At 68.3% G+C, this 24,575-nt stretch carries 25 protein-coding genes; 7 read left to right on the plus strand and 18 right to left on the minus strand.

The genetic code is table 11. The features are described from left to right. Nucleotides 1–27: 27 nt before the first annotated feature. From ABE423_RS09020 to ABE423_RS09100, 17 genes are all read right to left on the minus strand, one after another. Entirely contained in the window at nucleotides 28–2,403 is a 2,376-nt protein-coding gene (locus ABE423_RS09020; RefSeq protein ID WP_219630909.1) for an MMPL family transporter, read from the minus strand. Continuing rightward, complete coding sequence (locus ABE423_RS09025) at nucleotides 2,375–3,001, minus strand: outer membrane lipoprotein carrier protein LolA (RefSeq protein ID WP_180837871.1); 627 nt, start codon at nucleotides 2,999–3,001, stop codon at nucleotides 2,375–2,377. Before ABE423_RS09025 ends, ABE423_RS09020 begins: the two co-directional genes overlap by 29 nt. Beyond that, on the minus strand, nucleotides 2,998–3,429 hold the full coding sequence (locus ABE423_RS09030) for an acyl-CoA thioesterase (protein ID WP_180837870.1): 432 nt from the start codon (nucleotides 3,427–3,429) through the stop codon (nucleotides 2,998–3,000). Before ABE423_RS09030 ends, ABE423_RS09025 begins: the two co-directional genes overlap by 4 nt. Beyond that, entirely contained in the window at nucleotides 3,416–4,966 is a 1,551-nt protein-coding gene (locus tag ABE423_RS09035; protein WP_180837869.1) for an aromatic amino acid ammonia-lyase, read from the minus strand. The genes ABE423_RS09030 and ABE423_RS09035 overlap by 14 nt, the downstream gene beginning before the upstream one ends. Next, complete coding sequence (locus ABE423_RS09040) at nucleotides 4,956–5,897, minus strand: acyltransferase (protein WP_049424200.1); 942 nt, start codon at nucleotides 5,895–5,897, stop codon at nucleotides 4,956–4,958. The genes ABE423_RS09035 and ABE423_RS09040 overlap by 11 nt, the downstream gene beginning before the upstream one ends. 1 nt (nucleotide 5,898) lies before the next feature. Beyond that, entirely contained in the window at nucleotides 5,899–6,669 is a 771-nt protein-coding gene (locus ABE423_RS09045) for a glycosyltransferase family 2 protein (protein ID WP_071228592.1), read from the minus strand. Next, complete coding sequence (locus tag ABE423_RS09050; protein ID WP_125893355.1) at nucleotides 6,659–8,344, minus strand: AMP-binding protein; 1,686 nt, start codon at nucleotides 8,342–8,344, stop codon at nucleotides 6,659–6,661. Before ABE423_RS09050 ends, ABE423_RS09045 begins: the two co-directional genes overlap by 11 nt. Beyond that, a complete protein-coding gene (locus tag ABE423_RS09055) occupies nucleotides 8,337–8,888 on the minus strand; it encodes a membrane protein (protein ID WP_012512473.1) in 552 nt (183 codons plus the stop codon). Before ABE423_RS09055 ends, ABE423_RS09050 begins: the two co-directional genes overlap by 8 nt. A gap of 22 nt (nucleotides 8,889–8,910) precedes the next feature. Further along, nucleotides 8,911–9,168 carry an acyl carrier protein gene (locus ABE423_RS09060; RefSeq protein ID WP_006402206.1) on the minus strand — a complete coding sequence of 86 codons (258 nt, stop codon included), beginning with the start codon at nucleotides 9,166–9,168 and terminating at the stop codon, nucleotides 8,911–8,913. Between the two features lie 17 nt (nucleotides 9,169–9,185). After that, on the minus strand, nucleotides 9,186–9,443 hold the full coding sequence (locus ABE423_RS09065; protein ID WP_005411610.1) for a phosphopantetheine-binding protein: 258 nt from the start codon (nucleotides 9,441–9,443) through the stop codon (nucleotides 9,186–9,188). After that, nucleotides 9,430–10,227: a lysophospholipid acyltransferase family protein gene (locus ABE423_RS09070; protein WP_125893353.1), complete on the minus strand. Its 798-nt coding sequence runs from the start codon at nucleotides 10,225–10,227 to the stop codon at nucleotides 9,430–9,432. The genes ABE423_RS09065 and ABE423_RS09070 overlap by 14 nt, the downstream gene beginning before the upstream one ends. Beyond that, nucleotides 10,220–10,963, minus strand: coding sequence for a beta-ketoacyl synthase chain length factor (locus ABE423_RS09075; RefSeq protein WP_125893351.1), 744 nt, complete (start codon nucleotides 10,961–10,963; stop codon nucleotides 10,220–10,222). Before ABE423_RS09075 ends, ABE423_RS09070 begins: the two co-directional genes overlap by 8 nt. Nucleotides 10,964–11,180: 217 nt before the next feature. After that, nucleotides 11,181–12,194 carry a cytochrome d ubiquinol oxidase subunit II gene (cydB, locus tag ABE423_RS09080; protein WP_005414876.1) on the minus strand — a complete coding sequence of 338 codons (1,014 nt, stop codon included), beginning with the start codon at nucleotides 12,192–12,194 and terminating at the stop codon, nucleotides 11,181–11,183. 1 nt (nucleotide 12,195) lies between these two features. Beyond that, nucleotides 12,196–13,593 (minus strand): cytochrome ubiquinol oxidase subunit I, encoded by a 1,398-nt coding sequence (locus ABE423_RS09085; protein WP_121504130.1) that lies wholly within the window; start codon nucleotides 13,591–13,593, stop codon nucleotides 12,196–12,198. 213 nt (nucleotides 13,594–13,806) lie between these two features. Next, on the minus strand, nucleotides 13,807–14,022 hold the full coding sequence (locus ABE423_RS09090; protein WP_346485796.1) for a hypothetical protein: 216 nt from the start codon (nucleotides 14,020–14,022) through the stop codon (nucleotides 13,807–13,809). Then, the gene (locus tag ABE423_RS09095) at nucleotides 14,019–14,672 is read right to left on the minus strand and encodes a sigma-70 family RNA polymerase sigma factor (RefSeq protein WP_180837868.1); all 654 of its coding nucleotides are present in this window, start codon (nucleotides 14,670–14,672) and stop codon (nucleotides 14,019–14,021) included. Before ABE423_RS09095 ends, ABE423_RS09090 begins: the two co-directional genes overlap by 4 nt. 37 nt (nucleotides 14,673–14,709) lie before the next feature. Further along, complete coding sequence (locus ABE423_RS09100; protein ID WP_005414880.1) at nucleotides 14,710–15,039, minus strand: hypothetical protein; 330 nt, start codon at nucleotides 15,037–15,039, stop codon at nucleotides 14,710–14,712. Between the two features lie 167 nt (nucleotides 15,040–15,206). Between ABE423_RS09100 and ABE423_RS09105 the strand changes: the two genes are divergently transcribed. The 7 genes from ABE423_RS09105 to ABE423_RS09135 all read left to right on the plus strand — a co-directional run bounded on the left by ABE423_RS09105 (nucleotide 15,207) and on the right by ABE423_RS09135 (nucleotide 23,962). Then, nucleotides 15,207–17,576, plus strand: coding sequence for a S9 family peptidase (locus ABE423_RS09105; protein ID WP_125893347.1), 2,370 nt, complete (start codon nucleotides 15,207–15,209; stop codon nucleotides 17,574–17,576). Then, a complete protein-coding gene (locus tag ABE423_RS09110; protein WP_125893345.1) occupies nucleotides 17,573–17,992 on the plus strand; it encodes an NUDIX domain-containing protein in 420 nt (139 codons plus the stop codon). The genes ABE423_RS09105 and ABE423_RS09110 overlap by 4 nt, the downstream gene beginning before the upstream one ends. Before the next feature lie 30 nt (nucleotides 17,993–18,022). Continuing rightward, the gene (locus ABE423_RS09115; protein ID WP_049398641.1) at nucleotides 18,023–18,583 is read left to right on the plus strand and encodes a hypothetical protein; all 561 of its coding nucleotides are present in this window, start codon (nucleotides 18,023–18,025) and stop codon (nucleotides 18,581–18,583) included. 35 nt (nucleotides 18,584–18,618) lie between these two features. Then, nucleotides 18,619–19,740 carry a hypothetical protein gene (locus tag ABE423_RS09120; protein WP_346485799.1) on the plus strand — a complete coding sequence of 374 codons (1,122 nt, stop codon included), beginning with the start codon at nucleotides 18,619–18,621 and terminating at the stop codon, nucleotides 19,738–19,740. A 37-nt stretch (nucleotides 19,741–19,777) separates the two neighbouring features. Continuing rightward, nucleotides 19,778–21,394, plus strand: a complete 1,617-nt coding sequence (locus tag ABE423_RS09125; protein WP_253143658.1) for a hypothetical protein — start codon at nucleotides 19,778–19,780, stop codon at nucleotides 21,392–21,394. Between the two features lie 54 nt (nucleotides 21,395–21,448). Then, nucleotides 21,449–22,345 (plus strand): oxygen-dependent coproporphyrinogen oxidase, encoded by an 897-nt coding sequence (gene hemF, locus ABE423_RS09130; RefSeq protein ID WP_346485801.1) that lies wholly within the window; start codon nucleotides 21,449–21,451, stop codon nucleotides 22,343–22,345. A 96-nt stretch (nucleotides 22,346–22,441) separates the two neighbouring features. Continuing rightward, the gene (locus ABE423_RS09135) at nucleotides 22,442–23,962 is read left to right on the plus strand and encodes a hypothetical protein (protein ID WP_346485803.1); all 1,521 of its coding nucleotides are present in this window, start codon (nucleotides 22,442–22,444) and stop codon (nucleotides 23,960–23,962) included. Nucleotides 23,963–24,011: 49 nt separating this feature from the next. On the opposite strand, the gene ABE423_RS09140 is transcribed toward ABE423_RS09135, so the two are convergent. Beyond that, nucleotides 24,012–24,491: a YetF domain-containing protein gene (locus tag ABE423_RS09140; protein WP_125893335.1), complete on the minus strand. Its 480-nt coding sequence runs from the start codon at nucleotides 24,489–24,491 to the stop codon at nucleotides 24,012–24,014. Nucleotides 24,492–24,575 lie beyond the last annotated feature (84 nt).

Raw genomic sequence — 24,575 nt, forward strand, 5'->3', positions numbered from 1 at the left:
TGGAAAGAAGGAAGTCGGAAGACAGGTTCAAGCTGGCGGCAGGTCATGTGGCGGCGGCCGGAACAGCGGCGAGATCAACCAGACCAGGCCGATGCCGAACAGCAGGGTCAGGCCGAACGCGCGCAGCGCCGGGGTCTGCGACAGGCCCAGCAGGCCGAACGACAGCCAGGTGCTGGCCGCGCCCACGCACACTGCCAGCCAGGCGCTGGCATCGCCACGGTGCTCGATCAGGAAGATGCCGTAGTCGATGCCCATGCCCAGCAGCAGCATCAGTGCCAGCACGTTGAACAGCTGCAGCGGCTGGCCGAACAGACCCAGCAGGCCCAGGGTCAAGGCACCGGCAATCAGGGTCGGTGCGAACACGCGCCAGGCCTGGCGGCGGTAGCGCAGCCACAGCGCGCCGAACACCAGCGCGATGCCGACCAGCAGCAGCCCACCCATCAGCTTGCGGTAGTGGCCCAGCAGCGTGGAGAAGTCGGCAGTACGGTCCACCCAGCGCACGCCCGGCAGGCCTTCGGCCGCACCCTGCAGGGTGGCCAGCGCATCGGCGCGCGACAGGTCATCGACCATCACCACGCTGATCATCTGTCCACCGACCTCACCCACCCACAGGTGACGGAACGGCTGCGAGGCCGGCGAGGCCAGGAAGGCTTCGGCGCTGAGTGGTGCGGCCGCGAACTGCGGTCGCTGCAGCGGCTCGCCGACGGCCTCGGACACGGCCGACAGCACGCCGGGTTCCACCCTCGCGGTCAGCGCGGCATCGGCCTGCTGCCGCGACGGCGACGGCAGCCAATCGCTGATCGCGCGATAGCCACCAATGCGCTTGTCGTTGGCCAATACACGCAGGCGTTCGGTCAGCGCTTCTTCGCGCTGCAGCAGCTGCGCGGCATCGGCACCCTGCACCAGGTAGAACTGCGCCGGGCTGGGCATGCCCAGCAGCTGGCTCAGGCGGATCTGCTGCGCCATCAATGCCGGCGGCGACGACTGCAGGCTGCGTAGGTCGTCGTTGCTCTGCAGGCGCGCGATGCCGATGGCAGACAGTGCCAGCGTGATCACCACGAACATCGTCACCGCGCGGCGGCCATGCAGGCGCGGGAAACGCTCCAGCGTGTTGCCCAGCCACTGCGAGAAGCGGGTCTGGCGGATCTCGCCACCATCCAGCCACGGGAACCAGAAGATCACCGTGAGGAAGGCGGCAGCCAGGCCGACCACCGAGAACAGCGCCATCTGGCGCAGGCCCGGGAACGGGGCCAGGCCCAGGGCCAGGTAGGCCAGTGCGCTGGTCAGCAACGCCAGCCACAGGCCCGGCAACAGGTGCCGCAGCAGCTTCCAGCGACGATCGGCCGGCTCGGCCTGGCGCGAAGCGAACCAGTGGATGCCGTAATCCTCGGCCACGCCCACCAGCGATGCACCGAACACCAGGGTCAGCACGTGCACCTTGCCGAACACCAGCACGGTCACTGCCAGCGCCACGCCACAGCCGATCAGCAGTGAGGCGGCGACCAGCAGGATCGGCCGCAGCGAGCGGAATGCCAGCCACACCAGCAGCAGCACCGCCGCCAGCGACCCCCAACCGATGGTGTTGATCTCCTGGTTGGCCTGCACCGCGGCCGCTTCGGCGTGCAGTGGCACGCCGGCATGCAGGATCTCCAGATCCGGAGCGGCCGCTTTTGCTGCCTGCCCGGCACGTTCCAGCAGGCCATCGAGATGGCGTTCGCCGTCGAGCTGGAACGCCGAACCCGGCGTGTCGAACTGCAGCGCGGCCCAATGCTTGTCCTCGGCTTCGAGCAGGCCGTCATCGCCCAGCCGCAGTCCCGAACCCTGCGCCTGCTGCTGCCACCATTGCGGCCACAGCGACAACGGGTCCTGCCGCCAGTCGGTCAGGCGCGGCGCGCCCATCGGGCCGTACAGCGCAGCCAACGCTTGTTCTGCCAGCGCGCCCGGCTCGCTGCCCTGCAGCTGCTCGCGCTGGGCCGGGGTCAGCAGGCGGTCACGGTACGGCGCGTAGAACGCGCGCGCCTCATCGAACCAGCCTTCGATCGAGCCGCTGGGTACCAGCAGGGCGTGATCGGCGTCCTTGGCCATGGCCGCGGCAAAAGCCGCCTGCGCACGCTTGGCGGCGGCGCTGTCCTTGCTGCCGAGCAGCACCACGACCTGCCGCGAGCTGCCGTCGGCGATGCGCCGGGTGACGTCGCTCAACAGGCGGTCGTGTGCGTCCTGCGGCAGCAGGGCGAGGATGTCGGTGTCGATCCGCGATTGCTGGCTCCACAGGTGCCACTGCTGCGCGCCCAGTACCACCAGCACCAGCAGCCAGGCGATGCCCAGCCAGTGCCACCAGCGCCGCAACCGGTCCGGTGCGTTCGATGCCGCGGCCTCACTCAAAGCGGCGGGCCTCGTCGGCATTGAGCGTGGCCGGCGTCTCGCTCAACGCGCTGAACTGGATCTGCGTGCGGTCTTTGTTGGCCTCCACGATCTCGACCTGGCGCACGTAGCGGTCGCCCTGCAGGGTCAGCGATTCGAAAGCCTTGGCCAGCATCGCCGACTTCGGCGTCAGGCGCAGCCGCCAGCCTTGTCCTTCACGGCTGGCCGCCACGTTGAACTGGCTGGACAGCGCCTGCACGTCGCCACTCATCAGCGCGAACATGATCGCGTTCACCGAACGCATCGCCGGTTGCTGCCGTGCATCGAGTTCGACGCGGGTGCTGCCATCGCGCTGGCGGCTGAGGATGCGGTCGGCGGTGACCACCACCTCGGAGGGGAACGGCTTGAGCGTGGTCCAGATCACACCGTGCTGGCGCGCGACCACGAACCGGCCCTGCGAGCGCAGCGGATTCTTGAAGCCGCTGACCTGCTTTTCCTGGCTGAACTGGCCGCGCAGCACGTCCGGCCGCGCCACCGCCTGGGTGATCGCATCGATGGCGGGGTCGGCCGCCTGCACCAGCGGTGCGGCCAGCAGCAGCGCGCACAGCAGCGCACGGGCGAAACGGTTCGCTCGGTTCATGGCGCAGGCACTCCCAGGCGTTCCCACAGTACCGGCGGGCACTGGTACAGCATTTCCTTGCTGGTCGCGTCCACCGCAACCTGGATGGTCATCGCACGGGTCAGCACCTGGCCGCTCTGCGCATCGAGAATTTCGTACTCGATCTTCAGCCGGTTCTCCCATTCCACGATGCGCGCGATCACGCGCAGGGCCTGGTTGAACAGCAACGGACGCACGTACTTCACCCGCGCATCGACCACCGGCCACAGGTAGCCCGATTCGAGCATCTGCGGGTAGTCGTAGTCGTAGCGCCCGAGCAGCGCGCAGCGCGCGATCTCGAAGTACTTGAAGTAGTTGCCATGCCAGACCACGTTCATCGGATCGCAGTCATGGAAGGCGGGGGTCAGCGAAATCTCGCCGACCAGTTCGATTGCCTCATTCACCGGCATACAGCTCCCAACGTTGCGCGCGGATCTCCACCAGCAGTTCCCGCAGTTCGCGATCCAGCGCGCGGTCTTCTTCAACCAGGGCGATGCGCTGCCCCAGGTCGGCGTACATGTCGGCCAGACTGCCATGCAGCTGCGCGTTCATGCCAACCCGTTCGCGCAGCGCCAGGCCCTGGCGGGCAGCGACCAGCATCGCGGCCACCACCTGTTCAGTCAGCTCGATCACGCGCAGGCAATCGCGCGCGGCAATGGTGCCCATGCTGACCTTGTCCTGGTTGTGGCATTCGGTGGAGCGCGAGAACACGCTGGCCGGCATGGTCTGCTTCAGCGTTTCGGCGGTCCACGCCGAAACGCTGATCTGCAGCGCCTTCAGGCCATGGTTGATGGCCGCGCGCGGGCCGGTGGCCGCCGACAGGTTGGCCGGCAGGCCGTGGTTGTAGCGGGCATCAACCACCAGCGCCAGCTGCCGGTCGAGCAGATCGGCAAGGTTGGCCACGGTGTTCTTCAGGGTGTCCATCGCCAGCGCGATGTGGCCGCCATAGAAGTGGCCGCCGTGCAGGATGCGCTCGCCATCGGCGTCGATCAGCGGGTTGTCGTTGGCGCTGTTCAGCTCGGTTTCGATCAGCTGGCGCAGGAACGGCAGGCTGTCTTCCAGCACGCCGATCACATGCGGCGCGCAGCGCAGCGAGTAGCGGTCCTGCAGGCGCTGTTCATTGCGCGGCGGACGCTCGCTGTGCAGGTCGCTGCGCAGGCGCGCGGCGATGCGGCCCTGGCCCGGGTGTGGCTTGGCGGCGAACAGGGTTTCGTCGAAGTGATGCGCGTTGCCGTCGCTGGCCAGCACGTTGAACGCAGTCAGCCGCGTGGCCATGCGCGCCAGGTAATCGGCGCGCTGCCAGGCCAGGCAGGCCAGGCCGGTCATCACGGCGGTACCGTTCATGATCGCCAGGCCTTCCTTCGGCCGCAGCTTCAACGGGGTCATGCCGATCTTCGCCAACACATCCGCCGCCGGCTGCACGCGGCCGTCGTGCAGCACCTCGCGCTCGCCGCACAGCACCGCGGCCACGTACGACAGCGGGGTCAGGTCACCGCTGGCACCCACCGAGCCCTCGGCCGGAATCATCGGCAGCACGTCGTGCTGCAGCAGTGTGGCCAGGCCTTCCAGCAGCGGCACACTGACACCGGACATGCCACGCACCAGCGACGCCAGGCGCGCAGCCAGCACCGCGCGGGTCTCGACCGGGTCCAGGTAACGGCCCAGGCCACAGCCGTGGTAGGTGTACAGGTGGTGCGGCAGCTCAGCCACCAGCGCCGGCGGGATGTTCACCGTGCACGAGTCGCCGTAGCCGGTGGTCACGCCGTAGATCACGCCGTCCTCGCGCAGCAGGCGGTCGAGGAAGTCGGCACCGCGCTGGATATGCGCGCGGAACGCCGGCGCGTCGCTCAGTGCGGCCTCGCACTGGCGCTGGGCCAGAGCAACCACGTCTTCAATGGTCAACGGTGCATCGCCAAAGCGGCACACGGGTACGGCGTCAGTCGTCATGCGGAGCCTGATCCCAGAAGGGGAAGAAGTTGAACCAGTCCAACGGGGACTGGATGACCTGGAGTTCCAGCCAGCGCGCGAAGCGCTGTGCCTGTTCGGCCAGTGCGGCATCGCGCGAGCCACGCGGCAGCACGATGCGTTCGGCGAACTGTTCAAACGCCACGCGATAACCCTCGCCCTGGTGCAGGCAGGCCATCGTGTAGACCGGGCAGCCCAGCGCGGCGGCGAGCACGTAGGCACCGATCGGGAACGGCGCGCGGTGGCCAAGGAAATCGGCGGTGACGCTGCGGCCGCCCTGCACCGGCGTGCGGTCGCCGACGATGGCGACGAAGCCACCGGCCGCCACGCGCTCTGCCAGCATCACTGCCGTGGCCGGGCCCATTTCGGTTACCTGCACCAGCTCCACCGCCGCCAGCGGGTCCAGCCGCTGCAGCAGGCGGTTGAAGCGCTGCGCATGCGCGGTGTGCACCAGCACGGTGATGCGGAACCCCGGCACCTGTTCGGCCAGTACCTGGCACAGCTCCAGGCAGCCGATGTGCGCGGTGAGGATCAGCCCGCCTTCGCGGCGCGCGATCTTCTCCAGCACCAGGTCGCGATGCAGGTGGATGCGTTCGGCCGGATAGCGCCCGCCCAGGCCGAGGATCTTGTCCAGCATCGTATCGGCGAAGGCGAAGAAGTGGCGCAGGCTGTCACCCCGGGTCGGCGTGCGGCCGAGCACGCCGCTGTATGCCTGCAGCCGCTGCAGGTACTGCATCGAGGCCTGGCGGCCGACGCGGTTGCCCAGCCAATGGCAGGCCACCACCGGCCACACGCACAGGCGGAACGGCCAGCGCCCGAACCAGCGGTGCACCCAGCACAGGAACAGCACGCCGGCCACCGAGGTGGATTCGCCGATGTCGGCCCAGTGCGGGGCACCCTGTGCGGCCGCCATCTCAGCGCTGCCCCCGCAGGCGGCGCCACAGCAGGCGCGGTGCGCGCCAGAGCATGCCGAAGAACAAGCGGGTGTGCATGCGGCTGATGCGCACGTTGTCGCGCCACACATCGAAGTGCGAGACGCCATCGGATGGATAGGTCACGCGCGTGGCCAGGTGCTCGACCGGCAGGTGCCGCCAGTACAGGCGCACCATCACTTCGGTATCGAAATCCATGCGCCGGCCGATGGTTTCTTCACCGATCAGGCGCAGCACCGGCGGCAGCGGATACACGCGGAAGCCGCACATGGTGTCGCGCAGATGCAGCGACAGCGTGTTGATCCAGACCCAGATGTGGGTCGCGTAGCGGCCATACAGGCGCGCCTTGGGAACGCTGGCGTCGTAGGCCGGAATGCCACAGATCACCGCCTCGGGATGGGCGCGCGCCGCTTCGATGAAGCGTGGCAGATCGCGGGTATCGTGCTGGCCGTCGGCATCGATCTGCAGCACGTGGCTGTAGCCTCGCGCGCCGGCTTCGGCGAAACCGGCCAGCATCGCCCCGCCCTTGCCCTGGTTGACGTCCAGGCGCAGCAGGTCGACGCCCTGGCGCTGTGCCAGCGAACGCAATGCTGCCGCGCACGCCTCATGCGAGCCATCGTCGATCAGCAGGCATGGCAGGCCGGCGGCCTGCACGCCGTCGACCACCGCCGCGATGGCGTGCTCGTGGTCGTAGACGGGAATCACCACCAGTGGCGCGAACGCGGCACCGGCAACGGCCGGATCAGTCCGCATCGGCGAAGACCACTTTGCCGCTGGCATGCACACCGTGGCTGGAGGTGTAACGGAAGGCCATCACGTTGCGTGCGGCATCCCAGTCCAGCTGCAGGGTCAGCTCATCGCCCGGGCGGGCCACGTGCTGGAACTTCACCGCATCCATGCGCAGGAACACTGCCGGCATGGCGAACACCTGGCGGCCAAACCGCACCGCCCAGTCCAGCTGCGCCACGCCGGGCAGGATCGCCGCCTGCGGGAAGTGGCCCTGGAACGGCCGCAGCGCCGGGTCCAGGGTCATCCGCAGCGTGGCGCTGGCCGCATCGCGGTGATCCCAGACCGGCACCGGCATCAGCGGCTGGAACAGCGCTGCCAGTGCCGCCTGGGTGACTTTGCCCTGTGCGTTGATCGGCAGCGCCGGCACCAGCCGCCAGCGGCGCGGCCGGGTGACCGCGTCATGAGCCTGTGCCAGGCGTGTGCCAAGGCGCTGGCCCAGCGCGCGGCGCGCGGCCTCACCGCCCTCCAGCAGCGTCGGGTCGGCCGGTACCACCACCGCGGCCAGCTGCTCGCGCTGCCCGGGCAGCACCAGCACGCGCACGTCATCCACTTCGGCGTCTTCGCGCAACGCACGTTCCAGTGCATCCAGCGAAACGCGGCGCTCTTCAATCTTGACGATGCGGTCGGCGCGGCCCAGCAGGCGGAAGCGGCCATCGGCCAACGCTTCAACGCGGTCCTGGGTACGCCACCAATCCGGGGTTTCCAGATGTGCGGAGGCCACCGCCAGGCAGCCCTCCTCGATGCGCCACTGCACGCCGGGCAGCGGCTGCCACGGCGGCAGGTCGGTGTCCCAGCGGCGCCAGGCGATGCCGCCGGTCTCGCTGCTGCCATAGACCTCGGTCGGTGCCACGCCGAGCCACTGCCGCACCTGGCGTGCGGCTTCTTCCGGCAGCGGGCCGCCAGAGGAGAATACCGCGCGCAGGCGGCCATGCAGGCTGGCCCAGTCGAGCTGCTCGGGCAGGCGCTTGAGGTGGGCCGGGGTCGCGACCAGCACCGTATCGGTACCGGCCAGCGCACCCACCAGATCTTCGTGGAAGAACCGGCGTGGATGGATCAGGCGGCCGGCAGCCAGCGGCCACAGCACGCGGAACAGCAGGCCATAGATGTGCTGGTGCGACACCGTGCCATGCACCTGCACGCCTTCCAGCTGCGTGCCGAACGCAGCCTGCAGTGCGTCCACCTCGCGCGTCAGCTGGTCCATGCGCTTGTTGATCGCACTGGGCTGTCCGGTGCTGCCGGAGGTGAACACGCACAGCTCGCAGGCGCGCTCGTCCAGCGCCTGAAGACCCTCGTCCGGTGCGGCGTCCAGCGCCGCCAGCGGACGATAATCGGCGGACACGTCGCCTGCGAAACCACTCACCTGCGGCTGCAGCGCCTGCAGCGTGGCCGGCAGGTTGTCGGCAGCCAGGAACACCCGCTTGCCGGCATGCCAGGCACCGAACAACGCAGCGGCAAAGGCCACCGCATCATCGAAATACAGGGCCCAGTCACGGCCTGCGGCCGCCGCAAACGCGGCGCGCCAGGCCAGTACGCGCTGGCGGAAGCGGGCGTGGTCGATCACCTCGCCATCGCAGACGCCAACACTTCGATGCGGCCGCGCCTCCAGCAGCAACCGGTCCAGGGCAATCCACTCAGCCATGCGCGTGCGCCGCCTTCACCCGCCGCCGCACCAGCCACTCACCTGCGAACAACACGCCCATCATCACGTACGCCAACAATCCGTTGTAGAGCATCCAGACCCGGTCCGACGCGTACAGCGCGGTCAGCAGGGCCAGGCTGCCGTTGAGAACGAAGAAGCCGCACCACACCTGGGTGACGCGGCGGGTATAGGCCACCGCGAACGGGGGCAGGTCCGGTTCCTGCAGCCGTGCCAGGCGTTCCACCAGCGGCGGGCCGAAACGCAGGCTGGTGCCGAATACCGCCAGCATCACTGCGTTGACCAGCGCCGGGTACAGCTTCAGCGGCAGGGCCTGGTTGAGCACAGTGGCCAGCACCGCCAGCAGGCCGGTGCCGGCGGCCGCAGCCCACCACAGCGGCTGGCGCGTACTCAGCGCGCGCAGCAGGGCCAGGGTGAACAGCAGCAGCGACAGCCAGCGTGGCTCGAAGCGGCCCATCGCCAGGTACACCAGCACCGGGTAGGCCAGCGAGATCGCAGCCACCACGACCGTGCGTGCGCGTGCCATGGTGGAGCCGCCGACGCTGCGGTCAGGCGGCTGCCTGGTCCGGCAGCAGCCTGTGCACCACATCGACGATGTCCTGCACGGTACGCACAGCCTTGAACGCTTCCGGCTGCAGGTTGCGGCCGAGCAACGGCTTCAGCTGAACGATCAGGTCGACCGCGTCGATGCTGTCGATGTCCAGGTCGTCGTACAGGCGGGCCTCGGGGGTGATCCGGGCGGTTTCGATCTCGAAGCTGTCGGTCAGGATGCTGACGATGCGTTCGAACAGTTCATTCTTGGTCATGGCAGGTCCTGGCACCGTTACGACTGGCGGGCGGCGACGAACTCGCCGAGCGCGCGCACGCTGGAGAAATGGCGACGGGTTTCTTCCGAATCGGCCGAGAGGCTCACACCGTACTTCTTCTGCAGCGCCAGGCCCAGCTCCAGCGCGTCGATCGAATCCAGGCCGAGGCCCTCGACGAACAGTGGGGCGGTCGGATCGATGTCCTCCGGCGTGATGTCCTCCAGCGAAAGGGAGGAAATGATCAATTCCTTGATCTCGTGCTCAAGTGCTTGCACGGTTCGGATCTCCAGACAGGTCGAAATAACGAGAAAGGTGCTCGGTGACGCGACGGGCTGCCAAGGCATCCCCCCTTGGCGAGTCGTCTTCGGCCAGAAATGGCGCGATCGGGATATCTTCGCCGATCTGCAGCCGAACGTGAAAGCGACGTGAGGGGACACGATACCACTTCTGCCCCTTGGTCAGCGTTGGCGGGCTGCAGGTGATCCGCACCGGGGTGATGTCCAGCCGGCCGCGGACGGCGATGTTGGCGGCCCCACGCTGCAGCCGCGGCGGCTGCCCGGGCACGCTGCGGGTGCCCTCCGGGAAGATCACCAGGGTGCCGCCGGCATGCACCGCGGCCACGCAGTCATCGACCAGGCCGGCGCCATCGTCATTGGAGATGTAGCCGGCGGCCCGTACCGGGCCGCGCATGAACGGGTTGCAGGCCACGGCCCGCTTGACCACGCAGTCGGCGTTGGGCAGCAGCGAGATCAGGCAGACCACGTCGATCAGGGTCGGGTGATTGGCCAGTACCAGCAGGCCGTCGCGCTGCAGGCGTTCGCCGCCCTCGATCTCGTAGGTCATCACCCCCAGCCCGCGCATCAGCCGCAGATGGCTGGCGAAGGCGGCCTGGACCACGCGGCGGGCCCGGCGGCGGCGGACCACCGGGTCGCGCATCAGCAGCAGCACCGGCATCACCAGCACGCCCAGCAGCAGGCCGCCCAGGCCAAATGCGACAAAGCTCAGGCCGGTGCCGAACACCCGCCAGGCATGATCGAGGCGGCGCAGCGCCTCAGCCACGGCGCCCCCAGCGCCAGCGCTGGCCCTGGGCCACGTGCTCCAGCGCCGGCGCGCCGGACAGCAGGAAACGGTGCAGGTCCAGCGCGTGCGGCAGCAGGCCGGGCGCAGTGCTGGCCTGGGCGTCGGCCGGCTGCCACTGCAGCGACAGCGTCGGCCGGCCCTCTGCCGGGGCGGTCAGGCGCCAGCACCAGGCAAAGAACGGGTCGGGTTCGTCGGCGAACGTCGCGTAAATTTCCGGAAGTGGCGACTCATAGACCACCACCCGCACCTCGCGGGCACCGTCGGCCAGCAGGCCGACGGCCTCCAGGCAAGCCGTCTCCACCGTGGCCTGGCCCGCCGCCAGCGCCAGGTAGTTGCCGCGGTGGCCGCGGGCGATGGAATACAGCGCGGCAATCGCGTTGTGCACGGACAGGCCGAATCCGGTCGGCGACAACGGCTGGTCGCCGACCAGCGCGCCCAGCAGGTCCATCGAACGGGCCACGTCGCCGTGGCGGCTGGCGAACACCAGCGGCACGTCACTGTCGGCGCCCTGCCCGTCCTCGCACCAGCACGCGGCCTGGATCGCCATCCGGCCCAGCCGCTCGATGCGGCGGCGCTGCATCGCCGGCACCTCGGCCAGCGCCGGCGTGTCCGCGCCGTGCGGCAGGTACGGCGCATCGGCCCAGCCCAGCCACTGGCTACGCTCACTCAGGCCGGGCGCCCAGGCAGCCCAGTCGACGATGGAGAATTCGATCATTTAGCGATGGTGCTTCAACGGGAGAACGATAGGCACGAGCCATTACGGCGACGCGCGGCGGCCCCCCGTTCCTGCAGCCGTGCGTCCGTCCAGGACGTCGCCGGCTGCCCCCCTGGCCGCCGGAAAGGAGCGCACGCTAGCACGTCCCGCGCAGGGTGTGCAGGTTTCACATTCCCCAACACGGGGCCCGGCACCGGCAGGCCCCGTCTTCAATCGATCAGTGGTAACCGGTGTCTGCGTGCACCTTGCCACGGAATACCCGGTAGGACCACGCCGTATAGCCGAGGATGACCGGCAGCAATATGACCAGCCCGACCAGCGTGAAGCCCAGTGACGACGCCGGCGCGGCGGCCTGCCACAAGGTCATCGACGGTGGCAGCAGATAGGGCCACATGCCCAGCACCAGGCCGAGGAAGCCGAGCACGAACAGGGCCAGGCTGAGCAGGAATGGCGGCAGGTCGCGGCGCGGGTGGGTGGCACTGCGCCACAGCGCGGCGGCTACCGCCAGGGTCAGCAGCGGCACCGGCGACAGCCACCAGAAGTTGCCGTCGCTGAACCAGCGCGCCATCAGGCGCGAATCGAGGAACGGCAGCCAACTGCTGACCAGGCCCATCGCCGCGATCACCGCCACGACCAGTGGCCGGGTCATCTGCCGCGCCAGCGCCTGCACGCGACCTTCGGTCTTCAGGATCAGCCAGGTGCTGCCCAGCAGCGCATAGCCGGCCACCAGCGCGGCACCGGTCAGCATCGCGAACGGGCTGAACCAGGCAAACGGCCCGCCCTGATAGACACCGTCCACCAGCGGGATGCCCTGCACCAGGGTGCCAAGGATCACGCCCTGGGCAAACGTGGCCAGCAGCGAACCGAGGCCGAACGCCACGCTCCACAACCGGCGCGATCGATGCGCCTTGAAGCGGAACTCGAAGGCCACGCCGCGGAACACCAGCGCCACCACCAGCAGCAGCACCGGCAGGTACAGCGCCGACAGCAGCACCGCATAGGCCTTGGGGAAGGCCGCCAGCAGGCCAGCGCCACCGAGCACCAGCCAGGTCTCGTTGCCGTCCCAGATCGGCGCGGCGGTGTTCATCATCAGGTCCAGCTGTTCCTCGTCCTCGGCGAACGGGGCAAGGATGCCGATGCCGAGCACGAAGCCGTCCAGCACCACGTACATCAGCACGCCGAAGCCGATCACCGCGAACCACGCCACCGGCAGCCAGGTCATCAGGTCCATGTCAGCGCTCCTCCAGCGGTTCGTCGGCGGCCGACAACGGACGTGCCGGGGTATGGCTGCCGTGGTCCAGCGATGGCCCCTCGGCATACGGCTGCGGCCCATGGCGCAGGATCTTCACCAGGTACCAGATGCCCCAACCAAATACGAATGCGTAGCCGACCACGTAGACACCCAGCGACAGCGCGGTCATCCACGCGCTCTGTGGGCCGACCGCATCAGCGGTGCGCAGAACGCCATAGACCACCCACGGCTGGCGCCCCATTTCGGTGACGAACCAGCCCGACAGCAGCGCGATGAAGCCGCTCGGCAGCATCCAGTTCCAGCCGCGCAGCAGCCACGGCGAATCCAGCAGCTTCCTGCGCCACAGCTGGAAAGCCGACACCCAGGCCAGCAGCAGCATCAGCGTGCCCAGCCCAACCATGATGCGGAAGGCGAAGAACACCGGCGTCACCGGCGGCCGTTCGCTGGCCGGCACCGAGGTGAGCGGATCGAAGGTGCCGTCCAGGCTGTGGGTGAGGATCACGCTGCCCAGCTTCGGAATCGCCACTTCGAAGTCGTTGCGCTCTTCCTTCTCGTTCGGCAGCGCGAACACCACCAGCGGCACGCCCTCGCCTTCCTGGGTTTCATGCCAGTGCGCTTCCATCGCCGCGATCTTCATCGGCTGATGCTTGAGCGTGTTCAGGCCATGCATGTCGCCGACGAAGATCTGTACCGGCACCGTCAGCGCCGCGAACGCCACCGCCGCGATCAGCATGCGCCGTCCGGCCTCGACATGTGTGCCCTTGCGCAGGTACCACGCGCCGACGCCACCGATCACGAAACAGGTGGTGATGAACGAGCCCAGCGCCATGTGGGCCAGGCGATAGGGGAACGAGGGGTTGAACACCACCTGCCACCAGTCCACCGGATGCACGATGCCGTTGACCATCTCGTAGCCGGCCGGTGTATGCAGCCAGCTGTTGGACGACAGGATCCAGAACGTGGAGAACAGCGTGCCCAGCGCCACCATGCAGGTGGACAGGAAATGCAGGCGCGGCGAGACCCGGCCCCAGCCGAACATCATCACGCCGAGGAAGCTGGCTTCCAGGAAGAACGCGGTCAGCACCTCATAGGTCAGCAACGGACCGATGACCGTACCGGCCACCTCGCTCAATCGTGGCCAGTTGGTGCCGAACTGGAAGGCCATGACGATGCCGCTGACTACGCCCATGCCGAACGACACGGCGAAGATCTTCTGCCAGAAGAAATACAGCTCGCGCCACACGGGCAACTTCGTGCGCAGCCACCGCCATTCGATGAAGGCCAGCCAGCTGGCCGTACCGATGGTGAAGGCGGGGAACAGCACGTGGAAACTGATGACGAATCCGAACTGGATCCGGGACAACAACAACGCGTCCAAGGGACGCCTCCTGCCTGTGACCGGTGGGATACCGGACCACTTTAGGAGGATTTCGTTAAGGTGGGATGCGACCGGGTGACGCGCTGCTTCACTTTGTCGCAGGGGTCAACCGTTCTGGTAGCTGCCAACCTTGGTTGGCACACACGCCCAGACGCCGACCAAGGTCGGCATCTACCAACAGCGACTGGAGCGGCCCACCGCCCGGAGGGTGCCTCAGTGCCAGAAATACCAGACAGCCGCCGCCACCAACGCCCCCAACAACACCACCTGCATCACCACATAGCCCACGCCACTATCGCGCGATTCAGCGGCAATGCGCTTCTGCAGCGCCTCGCTCACATCCGGCGTTTCTTCCTGCTGTGTCTGCTCACGCAACGCCTGCGCCAGCGCGCGTTCTTCCGCATCGCGAGGGTCGGTCGATGGGCTCACAGCAGTTCTCCGGCGGCGGCATGCCGCGTCAGTTCCTGCTTCAGGACCTGGCGCGCGCGGTGCAGGTGGCTCTTGATGGTACCGCGTGCCAGCCCGGTCACCTGCTCGATCTCGACCAGGTCGAAGTCCTCCAGGTAGTGCAGGCCGACGATCAGGCGCTGCGGTGCACTCAACCGCTCCAGCGCCACGCCCAGATGGCGCCCCGCCTGCAGCGCCTCGCTCAGTTCAGCCGGCCCCGGTCCTTCATCGCCGATTCCCAGTTCCTCCGGCACCTCCACCGCCACCATCCATTGCGCCTCCAGCCGCCGCCGGCGCAGGTGCTGCAGCGCGGTGGTGTAGGCCACCCGGGAAACCCAGGTGCGCAGCGAGGATTCAAAACGAAAGCGGTGCAGCTGGCGGAACACGGCCAGGAAGGTCTCCTGCAGCAGGTCGGCCACCTGATCGCGGTCGCCCACCATGCGCCCGATCACATGTGCGCAGGTGCGCTGGTGGGTCTCGACCAGCTGCGAAAACGCCGCCTGCGAGCCATCGATGATGGCCCGCACCAGGGCCTGGTCCGCATCCAGCGGTGCGGCGGGTGCCGCCGTCGCCGCTGCATCGTGGCGGCGACGGCCCCGCAGTGCCGACAATGCTTCGCCGAGCAGGCTCATCTGCGGGGCGCCCCCTGTGCCCGTGACATGGGCCGACTCAGCCCTTGCGTGCGGCGGGGCGGGTGAAGTGCCAGGCCAGCAGCTGGCCCAGGCCAGCACTGCCGACCAGCGCGGCGGCGGCACCGAAGGTCAGGTCACGGGCACCGATGGCTTCCAGCAGGGCCATGGCCAACGCCAGGCAGACCAGGCTGATGCCCCAGCGCAGCGCCCCCTGGCGGCGGCGTTCTTCTTCCAGCACGGCCAGCGAGCGGATCACTTCCTCCGGCACGTGCGGGGCCACCAGCTTGCTGCGGGCGCGGGCATCGGCAATGGCATGGATCGCGTAGGCGATGCAGATGAAGAGGGTGATCGGGATCAGTTCCTGCATGGTCGGGCTCCTGTTCGGTGGATGATGCGGGTTCAGAAGAATGGATGCGCAACCCCGGCCACCGGTTGCACCACTTTGCCAATCCCGCCGCCATGACCTGTGGCCCCTGCCCCGGGCCCTTGCGGCTGCTACGCTTGGCCGGTTTCCTCTTCTGGTGCCGTCCGCCCATGTCCCGAGTGCTGCCCCTGTCCCTCCTGCTGTCGGCCGTGCTGGCCGCACCGGCTGCGCATGCCGCGCCGACGCCGATCACCATCGAACAGGCCATGGCCGACCCGGACTGGATCGGTCCGCCGGTCGAGAAGGCCTGGTGGTCGTGGAACAGCCAGCAGGTGGAATACCAGCTCAAGCGCAACGGCAGCCCGGTGCGCGATACGTTCCGCCAGCCGGTGGCGGGTGGCGTGGCCGCACAGGTGGCCGATGACCAGCGCGGCACCCTGGACGTGGCCGAGCCGGTCTACGACCGCAGCCGCAGCCGCAGCGCCTTCGTCCGCAATGGCGACGTGTTCGTGCGCGACCTGCGCAGCGGCGCGCTGACCCAGCTGACCCGCAGCAACGAGCGCGCGGGCAACGTGAACTTTGCTGCCGACAATGGCGTGATCTGGCGCGTTGGCCAGAACTGGTTCCACTGGACCGCCGCGAGCGGCGTGCAGCAGGTGGCCAGCCTGAAGGCCGAGAAGGATCCGCGCACGCCGCCGAAGGCCGACGTGCTGCGTGACCAGCAGCTGCGCACGCTGGAAACCCTGCGCCGCGACCGCGACCAGCGCGAAGCACTGAAGGACCAGGACCAGCGTTGGCGCCAGGCCGACCCGACCCGCGCGCCGGGCCCGGTGTACCTGGGCACCGACGTGGAGATCGCCGACAGCGTGCTGTCGCCGGACCTGACCCACCTGATCGTGGTGACCAAGCCGAAGGACTTCGATGACGGCCGCGGCGGCAAGATGCCGCTGTACGTGACCGAGTCGGGCTACGAGGAAACCGAAGACACCCGCACCCGCGTCGGCCGTAACGGCTTCGAGCCGCACACCCTGTGGTACGTGGACGTGCGCACCGGCAAGGCCGAGAAGGTCTCGCTGGCCGGCCTGCCTGGCATCAGCACCGATCCGCTGGCCGAGCTGCGCCGCAAGGCCGGCAAGGACGCGCTGAAGGGCGAGCGCAGCCTGCAGGTGATGAGCGACTTCATGGGCGGTGGCATCCGCTGGAGCCCCGATGGCCAGCAGGCCGCAGTGATGCTGCGTGCCAACGACAACAAGGACCGCTGGATCATCAGTGTCAACGCTGCCGATGGCCGCGTGCAGAACCGCCATCGCCTGACCGACAACGGCTGGATCAACTGGGGCTTCAACGATTTCGGCTGGATGGCCGATGGCCGCACGCTGTGGCTGCTGTCGGAGGAATCGGGCTTCTCGCACCTGTACACCCAGGCCGGCACCGCCAAGCCGCAGGCGCTGACCAGCGGCAAGTGGGAAACCTCGGCACCGGTGCCGTCGGCCGATGGCAAGGGCTTCTACTTCCTGTGCAACCAGCAGGCCCCGCATGACTACGAAGTCTGCGCGGTCGACACCGGCAGCCGCCAGGTGCGCGAGCTGACCAGCCTCAACGGCGTGGAAGACTTCTCGCTGTCGCCGGACGGCCAGCAGCTGCTGGTGCGCTACTCCGGCGCCTACCTGCCGCCGCAGCTGGCCGTGCTGCCCAGCACCGGTGGCCAGGCCCGCGTGCTGACCGACACCCGCACCGCCGACTACAAGGCGCGCCAGTGGATCCAGCCGAAGCTGGTGGCAGTGCCGTCCAAGCATGGCGCCGGCGTGGTCTGGGCCAAGTACTACGAACCGGAAAACAAGGAACCGGGGAAGAAGTACCCGATCGTGATGTTCGTGCACGGCGCCGGCTACCTGCAGAACGTGCACCAGCGCTACCCGGCCTACTTCCGCGAGCAGATGTTCCACAACCTGCTGGTGCAGAAGGGCTACATCGTGCTGGACATGGATTACCGCGGCAGCGAGGGCTACGGCCGCGACTGGCGTACGGCGATCTACCGCAACATGGGCCACCCGGAACTGGAAGACTACAAGGACGGCCTGGACTGGCTGGTCGACACCCAGCAGGGTGACCGCGACCACGCCGGCATCTACGGCGGTTCCTACGGCGGCTTCATGACCTTCATGGCGCTGTTCCGCTCGCCGGGCACGTTCAAGGCCGGCGCCGCGCTGCGCCCGGTGGTCGACTGGCACCAGTACAACCATGGCTACACCAGCAACATCCTCAATACCCCGGACATCGATCCGGAGGCGTACCGCGTGTCCTCGCCGATCGAGTACGCGCAGAACCTGCAGGACAACCTGCTGATCGCCCACGGCATGATGGATGACAACGTGTTCTTCCAGGACTCGGTGAACCTGACCCAGCGCCTGATCGAACTGCACAAGGACAACTGGTCGATCGCTCCGTACCCGCTGGAGCGCCACGGCTACGTCCGCGCCGATTCCTGGCTGGACCAGTACAAGCGCATCCTCAAGCTGTTCGAGCAGAACCTGAAGTGAGCAACGCCGCGGCCACGATCCATATCGTGGCCGCGGTCATCCTGGATGACCGCGGCCGGGCGCTGGTGGTGCGCAAACACGGCGCCAGCCGCTTCATCCAGCCCGGCGGCAAGCCCGAACCCGGCGAAGCGCCACTGCAGGCGCTGGCCCGTGAGCTGGACGAGGAACTCGGCGTGCAGCTGTGCACCGATGCCTCCATCGCGCTGGGCACGTTCCAGGACTGGGCGGTGAACGAGCCTGGCCACCGCGTGCAGGCCCAGGCCTGGTGGGTGCAGGTGGACGGCATGCCACAGGCACGCGCGGAGATCGCCGAACTGGCCTGGGTGCCGCTGCAGCCACCGCACGGCCTGCCCTTGGCACCGCTGAGCGAACACCATATCCTGCCGGCCGTCGCCACCCGGGTGACGGCCCGCTGAGCGCGCGGGCACCGATTGCAAGGACACCGGATGTCAATGTCGATCCCGCCGATTCCTTCGCTGGTCCAACCGACCTATCACGCTTGGGTGCGCCCGATCGCACACGCCTCGTTCTGGCTGTCACTGCTGCTCACGGTCTACTTCGTGATGCAGGGACTGCTGCTGTGGCCGCTGCACAACCTTCCGATCTGGCACCTGGTTGAGAGGGAAGTACAACTCCAGCACCTGCACAGCCTGATCTGGCTTCTGGCGCATCCGGTGGCCGCGTCGATGATCGTCGCACTGCTGTGCCTTGCCTCGACACTGGCCAGCTGGGGACTGCTGCGCGAGCGCAGCTGGGGCCTGTGGAGCTTTGTGGCGATCCTGCTGATGAGTGCATTGACCAACTTTGCGATCGCCGGGTGGCTGGACGTGTTCATGCGCGACGTCATCCCGTTTCTCTCCGACGACGCCGTCCTGCAACAGGAACTCCATCTGAAACGCTGGTTGATCACGCTGACCATGGTGGCCATGTCGTTCGTACTCCTCGGCCTGCAGGGCTGGCTGGCCTGGCGCCTGCTGCGACCAGACATCCGCTCGCGCTTCCACTGAGCCACACCCCTTTCCCGTACGACAAGGACCGTCGCATGCGCTTGCTGACCCTTCTCCCCGCGCTGCTGCTGTTCGCCGCGCTGCCTGCCGCCGCCGATGCGCTGCGCTGTGGCGAATACCGCAGCACCGACGGTGGCATGGCGCTGATATTCACATCACCCAGCACCGGCTACCGCCGCGACGACGGCAGCGAGCCGGAGCCGCTGTGGGTCGATCGCAGTGCGGCGCAGGCCCGACTGGTCATGCTCGACGATGGCGTGGCACTGCCGGTCCGGATCAGCGCCGATGGGCAGCGCATCGAAGACGAGGTTTTGGTGGTCTACACGTTGCGCCAGTCCCGGGACTGCGCCAGCGAACCCGCCGCGATTGCCGGCAGCTGCCGCGCCGCCGGCAGCCACTGCATTGCGCAGCTGCCTGCGGCTTCGCCCGGCCAGACCCAGCGCGCGTGCGACGAAGGCGTTGGCGCAGGCTGCTCGGCGCTGCTGCGACAACTGCGGGATGGCAGCCCAGCAAAGGCCACCGACGACGTTGGTGCCACGGGCTTTGAACGCCCGCCTGCCTGCCGCGAATACACGCCCGGGCATGACCCGCAGGCCTGCGAGGCGCTGACCAATGATGCATTGGCTGCCGCCATGCAGCGGGTGAATCAACGCCTGCAGCAGGAAGACGAAGACACACTGGATTCGCCGCTTCCGGCCGCTGCACGCGATCAGCTGCAGCAGCGGTGCCTGCAGCACCGCAGTGGCCGCTTCTGCGTGGAAGTGGCCGCGCAGCAATTGAACGCGCTGGAACCTGCGTTGGCAGTGCAGGCCCTGCAGGTGGTCTGCGATGCAGGCCGCGTCAGTGCCTGTGAGCGTATCGCGCCACTGCGTGGCCTCGGCACCGACCTGCGCCTGGTTCCGCTGCAGCAGGTGCCGTGCGGCCGTTACCAGGCCGACGGTGGCGTGATCGACATGCTCGACTTCGGTGATGGCGCGCGTGCCCGCCTGCACGAAGGCGCCGTCCAGCTGCAGCAGAACGGCGAAACTCTTGTGCTGCGCCAGCTCGGCAACGGCGACCTGCTCGGCATGGACAACCAGACGGCCTACCAGCGTTACCAGCTCGTGCCCGGCACGGCACAATGCACGCCCCCGCGCGAGGGCCAGGGTTCGCCGTAGCGCCAGGAGCTTCCCGTTCGATCGTCAAGGAGACGACATGCATTCACCCGCACCGCGCCGCCGCTGGCTGGCCTGGGCCCTGCTGCTGGCCGCGCCGATGGCCGCCGCACAGTCGCCACAATGCGGCCTGTTCAAGGCCGACGAAGGCAGCGGCACGCTGCGCATCAGCTCACCGAACCGCGGCGAGCAGAAGCACTTCGGCAGTGCGCCGTCTCCGGTCGCGTTCCAGCAGATCGACGGAAAGCTGCAACTGGTGAACCTGGAGTACGGCCTGCCCAGCGCGCTGCAAGTGCGCGATCGTGGCCGCACGGTCGAGGTGGATGGCACGGTCTACCTCCTGCAGGCGCCCGCACAGTGCGCCGCAGCCGCCACGCCGGCTGCAGGCAGCTGCCTGGCTGATGCGGCGGCGTGCCTGGACAACCGTCGCGAAGCGACCCTGGCCGCCCTGGAAGCAGGGTGTCGGGAAGGCGTGCCCGGCATGTGCCTGCAACTGGCTGATCGTTGGCACGAGGAGGCCAAACCCTCGGTCGAGGCCGATCCCGCCCTGGCAAAGGCAGCGCTCGACGCCGCCTTGTCTGGCATCAAACTCCCCGCTGCCTGTGACAACGGTGGCTTCGAACAGGGAACCCCGGCGTGTGCCGCGGCACTCGAGGCCAACCCGGCAGTGCAGGAGCAGCTGGTCAAGGCCGCGATGACGGCCGCCATGACCGAAGCCATGGTGACGATGACGGCGCCGACCGTGCCGGTGATCATTCCAGCTGAGCGGCGGCAACAGTTGTTGCGGTTGTGCCGCGAGGTACCGCACGGCGGATTCTGCACCCGCGTGGCTGAGCTGTCCTGGGACGCGGGAGATCCCCAGCAGGCGGTGCAGGCCCTGACTGCAGCCTGCACCCCCGGCAATGACACCGCCACCTGCGAGCGCCTGCCGGCGTTGCAGGCAGTGGGCGCATCGCTGCGACCGCAGCCCGCGACTGCATTGCCCTGCGGCAATTACCGGTCCGACGGCGGCCTGATGGACACGCTGGATTTCGGTGACGCCGGCCTGGTCGGTGTGGGCTGGAGCAGCCATCTTCGCGCACGCGTCGAAGCGGGCGACATCCGCATCCACCACGACCGGGACGGCGACTTCGTGCTGCGCCCGCTGCCCGGCGGCCAGTTGCTGGGCCTGGATAACTGGACCCGCTTCCAGGTGTTCGTCCCCACCGGCGAGGGCCCGACCCGGTGCAGTGCACCGAAGCAGTTCAAGGTGCTGCCACTGCCGCAGGATTGCCCGCTGGCGCTGGCCAACGAGGGCGGTGCCGAAGCCTGCTGCGCGCAGGGCAAGCTGCAGGGCTGCAACATTCTCGGCAACCGCCTTGCGCTGTCCGGCGACTGGCTGCAGGCTGCCGGGCACTACACCACGGTCTGCCGCGCCGGCGTGCGCGAAGGGTGCGAGAACCTGGTGACCGCGCAGGGCAACGGCGCGGAACTGGACGCACGGGCAACCCTGGAGCAGCTCTGCAAGGCCGACCGCAGCGGCCTGCACGTGGCCTGCGACGTGCTCGGCACCCAGAACTGGGAGCTGATCACGCTGGGTGGTGCCCTGCAGAAGGCGGTTGATGAGGCAGCCGAGGACGACGCTCCGGCGCCGCGCAACTCCAACCGCAAGCGCTGAGCAGGCCAGGGCCTGTCCGCAGCTTCGGGCGGGCCCTGCGGTAAAGTACGCGCCATGAACGAATTCGAGCGCGTGCGCGCCTACCTCACCGACCTGCAGGACCGCATCTGTGCGGCGATCGAGGCCGTCGATGGCCAGGCCCGCTTCCAGGAAGACCTGTGGCAGCGTGCCGAGGGCGGTGGCGGGCGTACCCGCGTGCTGCGCGACGGTGCGGTGTTCGAGCAGGCCGGCATCGGCTTCTCCGACGTGGCCGGCAGCCGCCTGCCGCCATCGGCCTCGGCCAACCGTCCGGAACTGGCTGGCGCCTCCTGGCGTGCCACTGGCGTGTCGCTGGTGTTCCACCCGCTCAACCCCTACGTGCCGACCACCCATGCCAACGTGCGCTTCTTCCAGGCGCAGCGCGACGGCGAAGTGGTGGCCAGCTGGTTCGGCGGTGGCTTCGACCTGACCCCGTTCTATCCGTTCGACGAGGACGTGCAGCACTGGCACCGGGTCGCGCGCGACCTGTGCGCCCCGTTCGGCGAAGAACGCTATGCCGCGCACAAGCGCTGGTGCGACGAGTACTTCTTCCTGCGCCACCGCAATGAAACGCGCGGCGTCGGCGGCCTGTTCTTCGACGACCTGCACGGTGACTTCGAGCGCGATTTCGACTATCTGCGTGCGGTCGGCGATGGCTTCCTGGATGCCTACCTGCCGATCGTGCAGCAGCGCAAGGACACCGCCTACGGCGAGCGCGAGCGAGAGTTCCAGCTGTACCGACGCGGCCGCTATGTGGAATTCAACCTGGTCTACGACCGCGGCACGCTGTTTGGCCTGCAGAGTGGTGGCCGCAGCGAAAGCATCCTGATGAGCCTGCCGCCGCGGGTGCGCTGGGAGTACGGCTTCACCCCGGAAACGGGTAGCGCCGAGGCACGCCTGGCCGATTACCTGGTGCCGCGCGACTGGCTCTGACCTTCCGGCGCCACGCCTGAGGCGTGGCGTCTTCTCCTGCCTGTGGTGCGCCCTGCACCGGACAGGTCCTGCTTTGCCTCCTTCAAGGATGACCCCATGCATGCTGCTGTTTCCCTCCGCCCCCGCGCTGCGGGCTGGCGCTCTCTGCTGTTGCTCGCACTGGCCTCGGCCAGCCTGCCGGCTGCCGCGCAATCGATGGCCTGCGGCACCTACAAGGACAGCGACGGCACTATCACGCTGACCATCGAGAGCGAAGGCCACGCCTTCCTGTCCGGTCCCTACCAGGCCACCGAGGAACTGCGCATCGCCCGCCAGGAAGACGTGCTCGGCACCGGCAACCTGTCCACGGGACGCCTGGAAAACTGGTTCTTCTCGGACAACGACCGCACGATCAACACGCCCTATCGCGAGTTCACCCGTGAGCACGCCGCCGCCTGCAAGACGATGCCAGAGCCCATCGAAGATGGTTGCGTGATGAACACCTCCGAGTGCCTGGAGGCGCTGCCCGAGGCCGCACCGGTGAAGCTGCACGCCTGGTGCGTCGAGGGCGTGGGCGCGGCCTGCTCCCAGCTGTTGGAGACCTACCAGCAGCAGGCCAAGGACGCTGCCCCGGCGCCTGCACGGGCCGAGCCGCCGAAGCCGGAGATCTGCAAGGAGGATTCCGCGTCCTTCAACGCCGAGGGTTGCAGAGCGATCGCCGAGGTGGTCGGGCTGGAGATGATCGGCAAGTCCCTGCTGGGTCTGCAGCATTCGGTCGATCCCGTGTTGCCGTTCGCGCAGCTCGATGAGCTGGCCGCACTGTGCCGGCAACAGCACGGCGAGACGTTCTGCGCCGATGTTGCCGAGGTTCTGTGGAGTGGCGGGCGCCTTTCGCAGGCCCACGAAGCACTGCAGCTGTCGTGCGCGCAGCGCGCCGATGGCGTGGCCTGCGGTCGCGCCAAGGCGCTTGCCAGCCTGGCCGCTGCGCCGGTCGCTTCACTGGCTCCGGTGCCGGCCACTGCGCTGCCGTGTGGGAGCTATGAAGCCGAGTACGGTGTGCTCTCGCAGCTGCGCTTCCTCGATGGCGGCCTGGTTGAGGCCGAGGGCCGCGACCAGCGCCTGCGCGCGCGCCTGCAGGACGGCCGCATCCTCATCCGTCCCGATGTCGGCAGCGACTTCGTGCTGCAACCGCTGAAGAACGGAAACCTCGCCAGCGTCGACGGCGGCAACCGCTTCGCCTACTACGAGCGCAAGCCCGCCGCAGACAATGCCAGCTGCACGCCGCCGGTGGCGTTTGTGGAGATCCCGCTGCCACTGGATTGCCCCACCCTGGCACGCAAGGACGGCGCCAACGCCTGCTGCACCGAGGGCAAGCTGCTGGGCTGCAAGGTTGCCGGCGAAGCCCTGTTCGAGGCCGAGAAATGGGCCGCGTCGCTGCCCTACTTCGAGACGCTGTGCGGCGCCGGTGTCCGCGAAGGGTGCCTGGCATTGGCAGCGGTGTATTCGCATACCGCCGACCCGAAGATCCCGCAGGCCATGGCGGCGCTCTGCGCGAAGGATGGCAAGGGCACGCATGTGGCCTGCGATGTGGACGCCACCCGCAACTGGCCGTCACTGAAGGCCGAAGCCGCGCTCTGAGGGCGCGGGAAGGGGTACCCGTAGCGTCGAGCTTGCTCGACGCTACACGTCAGGTGCTCTTCCTGGGGATGATGGTGATGTGCCCGTTGATCTCCAGCAGGGCCAGCTCGACATCCTCCACGCCCAGGCAGCCCTGCTGGCGCATCGCGGCCTCGAAATCGGCACGGGTGACCTGCTCACGGCGCAGAACGGCGTCGAACAGGCGCCCATCACGCGCGATCACTACCGGTTCTCCTTCCACCAGGCGCTCGATGCGACGGCTGCGGGTACTGACCCAGCCCACCCCGTAGTTGAGCAGGATCAGGGTTGCGGCCAGCAACAAGCCACCGCCCAGCGAGGTGTCGGTGCCGAGCAGCGCGTTCTGCACCGCATTGCCCAGCAGCACCACCAGCAGTACGTCGAACGGGGTGATCTGCCCCAGCGGGCGCTTGCCGCTCAGCCGGACCATGCCCAGCACCACGACGTAGACCACCACCGCGCGCAGGATGAACTCCCACCACGGCATCGCCAGTGAGAACAGATCGGGCATTGCGGGTTCCCCTGCGGAGCGGTGGCCCAGCGTGGCGCAGGCCACGTCATCTGGCAACGGCACAAATAAAAAGCCCCGCTGACC

The organism is Stenotrophomonas sp. TWI1409 (assembly GCF_039673015.1).
GTDB lineage: Bacteria > Pseudomonadota > Gammaproteobacteria > Xanthomonadales > Xanthomonadaceae > Stenotrophomonas > Stenotrophomonas maltophilia_A.